The 4957-nt window shown below is 70.2% G+C and carries 5 protein-coding genes; 3 read left to right on the top strand and 2 right to left on the bottom strand.

Translation table 11 applies throughout. The features are described 5' to 3' along the window. Window positions 1-182 precede the first annotated feature (182 nt). Entirely contained in the window at window positions 183-1460 is a 1278-nt protein-coding gene (locus tag ACFWQC_RS04570) for a hypothetical protein (protein WP_378673677.1), read from the bottom strand. 163 nt (window positions 1461-1623) lie between these two features. On the opposite strand from ACFWQC_RS04570, the gene ACFWQC_RS04565 reads away from it, so the two are divergent. Beyond that, window positions 1624-2253 (top strand): hypothetical protein, encoded by a 630-nt coding sequence (locus tag ACFWQC_RS04565; RefSeq protein WP_378673675.1) that lies wholly within the window; start codon window positions 1624-1626, stop codon window positions 2251-2253. Between the two features lie 158 nt (window positions 2254-2411). Here ACFWQC_RS04565 and cofC read toward each other — a convergent pair whose 3' ends face one another. Then, on the bottom strand, window positions 2412-3053 hold the full coding sequence (cofC, locus tag ACFWQC_RS04560; protein WP_378673673.1) for a 2-phospho-L-lactate guanylyltransferase: 642 nt from the start codon (window positions 3051-3053) through the stop codon (window positions 2412-2414). Window positions 3054-3114: 61 nt separating this feature from the next. On the opposite strand from cofC, the gene ACFWQC_RS04555 reads away from it, so the two are divergent. Then, complete coding sequence (locus ACFWQC_RS04555) at window positions 3115-3876, top strand: lysophospholipid acyltransferase family protein (RefSeq protein WP_378673670.1); 762 nt, start codon at window positions 3115-3117, stop codon at window positions 3874-3876. Continuing rightward, window positions 3873-4883, top strand: coding sequence for an NAD(P)H-dependent glycerol-3-phosphate dehydrogenase (locus ACFWQC_RS04550; protein WP_378673667.1), 1011 nt, complete (start codon window positions 3873-3875; stop codon window positions 4881-4883). Before ACFWQC_RS04555 ends, ACFWQC_RS04550 begins: the two co-directional genes overlap by 4 nt. Window positions 4884-4957: the final 74 nt, after the last annotated feature.

Here is a 4957-nt window from a genome sequence, read left to right as displayed (position 1 = left end):
TCGGGCGCCCGGGCGCCCCGCCCCCACCCCCCCCCGCCACAAACCCACCTACCCTTCCATCTTCGGTTTTGGGGGGGCCCCGGCTCCCCCCCCCCCCCCCCCCACAACCGCGATTTCGGCCGACGCAACTGACGTCTCGGCGTCCACTGGTGCCTGCTCGGCCGACGCGGGTGACGTCTCGGCTAGGGGAGGCGGATCTGGCGGCCGTCGGCGGCCCGTTGGGAGCCGGTGATGCGGTCGCAGGAGCCGGTGTCGACCCAGCAGCGGAGGTACCAGGACTCGGCCGCGGTCGCGGTGTAGAGGACGACGCTGCGGTCGGACTCGAAGCCGGCGACGCGTACCTTCTCGACGGAGTCGGGTACGCGCAGGTCGATGTGCTCGGAGGTGCTCATGTTGACCGCGATGCCGCGCTCGGCGCCGTAGCTGATCATCCCGGGGTCGCTGGGGTTGCGGGCGATGGCGACGATCGAGCCGTCGGGGGAGTCGGCGACCGACCCGGGCAGCGGCGCGTGGACGCCGGGCTGGGTGAGGCTGCCGTCGGCCTCGATGGCAGCGAAGCGGGCCTCCCACTCGCTGGGGTTGTGGAGGAGTACGCCGCGGCGCAGCGGGATCAGCTGCTGGTAGCCGAGCGGCAGCGAGATCCGCTGGGTGGCCTCGCCCGGGTCCCAGGCGGTCACCGGCGGCCGGGAGACGGTGAGCTCGCCGTAGTTTCCGGGCACTGGCGGCGGGGCGGGCACGATGCCGGTGCGGAAGTACGCCCGGGTGCGGTCGGTGCCGAGGACCGCGGTGGCGGCAGGAGCGCCCTCGAGCACGAGCCGGTCGGTCTCCTCGCCCGTCGTGGTGTCCACCGCGACGAGGGCGGAGGCGGCCTCGTCGGTCTGCTGGAGCGCGAAGAGCTGGCTGCCGTCCTTGCTCAGGACCGGCTGGGTCCACAGGCCGGGGACCTGGATGGTCGACCCGCGCCGCGCGATCCAGACCGGACCGGGCTTGTCGGCGCGCTCGTACATCAGCACCGTCCAGCCGGCCACGCTCACCTGGGAACCGAAGACCTTCTGCGGCTTCGCGCCGAGCTGGAGCCGCCCGGCCTGGTCGACGAAGGGCAGGGTCGTCGCGGGGCCGACGGGCAGATCGGCGTACGTCGCGGGGATGGCCGGCTCGCTGTTGCGGACCGTCGGAGCGGGCGGCGCCGGCGTAGGTACGTTGGCGCCGGCGCGGCCCTCGGCGAGCCGGGTCGTGTGGACGGCCAGCCAGGCCACGGAGGCGATCAGGGCGAGGATGATGCAGGCCGAGAACAGGATCCCGGCGCGGCTGGGCCTCACCGTGGCCTGCGGCTCCTCGAGCACCACGGCGGGCGGCTCCTCGTCGATGTGCACGTCGGTGATGGTCGTACCTTCCTCGTCCTGTCTCCCGAAGGCTGCGATGTCGAAGCGGTGCTGCGGACGAGCCCCGAGTCTCTCCACGGTAACCACATGAAGGCGTCTGAATCAGGAGCGATCAGGTGAACAATCCGTTTTCGCATGCCGTCGGTATGTTCGGAAGCCCCGGAGATGGCCTAAGGTCGATCGCGTGGTGAGAAAACGAGTAGCTGATGCAGGCAAACAGGCCGGAAGAGTAGTCGGCGCGGTGCGGGAGACGGCCGGGAAGCTGGTCGCCGACGTGGTCTCCGGCAAGGTCAAGGTGCCGCGACCAGGGCGCAAGGCGCCGGCCAAGGCCGCTGAGCCGGTCGTGGAGCCGCCCGCCGAGCCGGTCGCCGAGCCGGTGAAGCCCGAGTCCACCGTCGAGGCGGTTGCGGACCCGGTGGCCCAGGCGGCCGAGAAGACCGCGCCGCCGAAGACGACCGCGGCCAAGAAGACCACTGCCAAGAAGACCCCCGCGAAGAAGACGACGACCGCGGCGAAGAAGACGACGGCGACGAAGGCTCCGGCGGCTAAGAAGACCACCGCCAAGAAGTCGACCGCGAAGAAGGCCCCCGCGGCTAAGAAGACCACCTCCGCGGCAACGCCGGCGGAGACGACGCCGGCGGAGACGACGGCCGCGAAGAAGACTGCTGCCAAGAAGACTGCTGCCAAGAAGACTGCGGCGAAGAAGACGACCGCAGCCAAGAAGACGACGGCCAAGAAGGCGCCCGCGAAGAAGACTGCGGCCAAGAAGACGACCGCGGCCAAGAAGACGACCGCGGCGAAGAAGGCCCCCGCGAGCGGGGCATCGACAAGCCCGGCGACCGAGACCGAGACGCCGTCCGGCGACTCCTAGTGGCGCGTCCCCGAAGTTCCTGGGCGCTTCGCGCCACCATGGCACGCACCTCGCCGCGTTGGCACCGCTTGAAAGACCCCGGTATGACTACGCGGTGCCGCCTTGCGATGCACACACCCTGATGACGCCAACCGTTCAGGAACTTCCGCGACGCGCCACTAGCCCGGACTCCCGACGCGCACGGAGGCGAGGGTCGTACGCGGCCCGAGGCCCAGGCTGCGTACGGTCTCGAGGTCCTCGAGAGTGTCGACGTCGTGGCGCAGCGAGCGGAGGTCGCCCTCCAGCGGATGGGCGCCGCCGTCGCGATGGGCGGCGGCGGACCCGGGCCCGAACGCGGGCCGGAACCGGTCGTGGGCCGCGGTGTAGAGGGTGGTGCCCCCACCCGCCGCGTCCTCGACGTACGCAGCCCCGAACCCGTCCGCCGCGCTCAGCGCCGCGTCCAGGTCGGTGGACCGGAGCGCCGGGAGGTCGCCGCACAGGGCAGCAGGGCGAAGGCCCGGCCAGCGGCGCCAGGCCTCGAGCGCTCCCTGCACGAGGGTCTCGTTGAGGTCTCCGCTGACCCCGTCGGGGATGACGGCGGCGCCGAGACGGGCGACGTCGGCGGCGAAGTAGGAATCGTCGGTGATCACCAGCACGGCGCCGACGCCGGAGGCGGCCAGGCACGACTCGGCGGTGTCGAGGGCGAACGAGCGGGCGAGATCGGCCCGTTCGTGCGACTCGATTCCGACCAGCCGGGACTTGCCGCGCGCCGGAGGCTTGACGGGCAGCAGTACGACGTAACCGGGTGCAGGTACAGGCATCAGGGTAGATCCTGACAGGTATCTCACAACGTCGCGGATACGGCCCGGTAGCCTGCCCTGCGTGGGAAAGTACCGGAAGTTCCAGGAGGGCAAGCTCGGCTGGCCGTGGACCGTGGCTGTCGGCATCGTGAAGCCCGTCCTTCTCGCCACCACCAAGCACCAGTGGGTGGGCGGCGAGAAGATCCCGGAGAGCGGGGGAGCGGTGTTCGCGCTCAACCACGTCTCCGAGATCGACCCGTTCACCGCCGCGCACATCGTGTGGGACTACGGACGTAGGCCGAGCTATCTGGCCAAAGCCGCGTTGTTCAAGGGTCCGTTGGGCAAGTTCCTGCGGGCCGCCCGGCAGATCCCCGTGGATCGGACAGCAGGTGCGTCGGCGTTCGACGCGGCCGTCAAGGCCGTCAACGAGGGCAGCATCGTGGTCGTCTACGTCGAGGGGTCCATCACCAAGGACCCGACCGGCTGGCCCATGCGCGGCAAGTCCGGTGCGGCACGGATCGCGCTCGCGACCGGTGCCCCGGTCTACCCGGTGGGACAGTGGGGAGCCCAGGAGCTGCTTCCGGCGTACTCTCTCAAGCCGCACCTGATCGGTCGCAAGATGATCCAGATGAAGATCGGCGACCCGGTCGACCTGAAGGATCTCGAGGTCCAGGAGCACACGCCGGCGGTCGTCAACGAGGCGACCGACCGGATCATGAAGGCGATCGTCGGCCTCGTGGCTGACATCCGGGAGGAAGAGCCGCCCAGCGAGCTCTTCGACCCGAAGAAGGCCGGTGTCAACGCGACCGGCGACCCCCGCAAGACGAAGAAGGACGACAATTGAGCGAGCTTGGCAAGGTAGCGGTGTTTGGAGCGGGCTCATGGGGCACCGCGTTCTCGGTCATCCTCGCCGACGCGGGCAACGACGTGACCATGTGGGCGCGGCGTGAGGAGGTCGCGGCGGCGATCAACGACACCCACGAGAACCCGGAGTACCACCCGGGCACCGAGCTGCCGCACAACATCAGCGCCACCCACGACATCGAGAAGGCCGCGCACGGAGCAGACCTGGTCGTCCTCGCGGCTCCGTCGCAGACGCTGCGCGGCAACCTCACCGACTGGGCGCCGTTCCTGCCCCAGGACGTACCGCTGGTCTCGCTGATGAAGGGTGTCGAGCTCGGCACCCTCGAGCGGATGAGCGAGGTGATCGCCCACGTCACCGGTGCGGGGCCGGAGCGGATCGCGGTGGTCAGCGGGCCCAACCTGTCCAAGGAGATCATCCGTCGCGAGCCCGCCGCCGGTGTGGTGGCGTGCGCCGACGAGGAGGTCGCCAAGACGATCCAGGCGCGTGTCCACTCGCCCGCGTTCCGTCCCTACACCTCGACCGACGTGGTCGGTTGCGAGATCGGCGGGGCCTACAAGAACGTGGTCGCGATCTCGACCGGGATGGCCGCCGGGATGGGGTTCGGCGACAACACCCAGGCATCGCTGATCACCCGCGGTCTCGCCGAGACCGCGCGGCTGGCGATGCAGCTCGGCGCCAACCCGATGACCCTCATGGGGCTGGCCGGCCTCGGTGACCTGGCCGCGACCTGCTCCTCGCCGCTCTCCCGCAACCGTACGTTCGGGGAGAAGCTCGGCAAGGGCATGACCACCGCCGACATCCTCGCCTCCAGCCACCAGGTAGCCGAGGGCGCCAAGTCGTCCCACTCGTTGCGCGAGCTGGCCGCGAAGGTCGGGGTCGACGTGCCGCTGGCACAGTACGTCGACGACGTCGTCTCCGGTGCCAAGACCGTCAGCGAGATCTTGGACGAGATGCTCGAGCGGCCGACGAAGGCTGAGACCGAGTAGCTCGCTGGTCGAGCCGCCGGAGCCGCTAGGCGGAGGCGTGTCGAGACCAACACGGTAAGCGACCGTGTTGGTCT

Origin of the sequence: Nocardioides sp. NPDC058538, assembly GCF_042719275.1 — a bacterium.
In the GTDB taxonomy this organism is placed as follows: domain Bacteria; phylum Actinomycetota; class Actinomycetes; order Propionibacteriales; family Nocardioidaceae; genus Nocardioides.
Note: the sequence above shows the minus strand (reverse complement) of the source record. Positions and strands in the feature narration are given on the sequence as shown.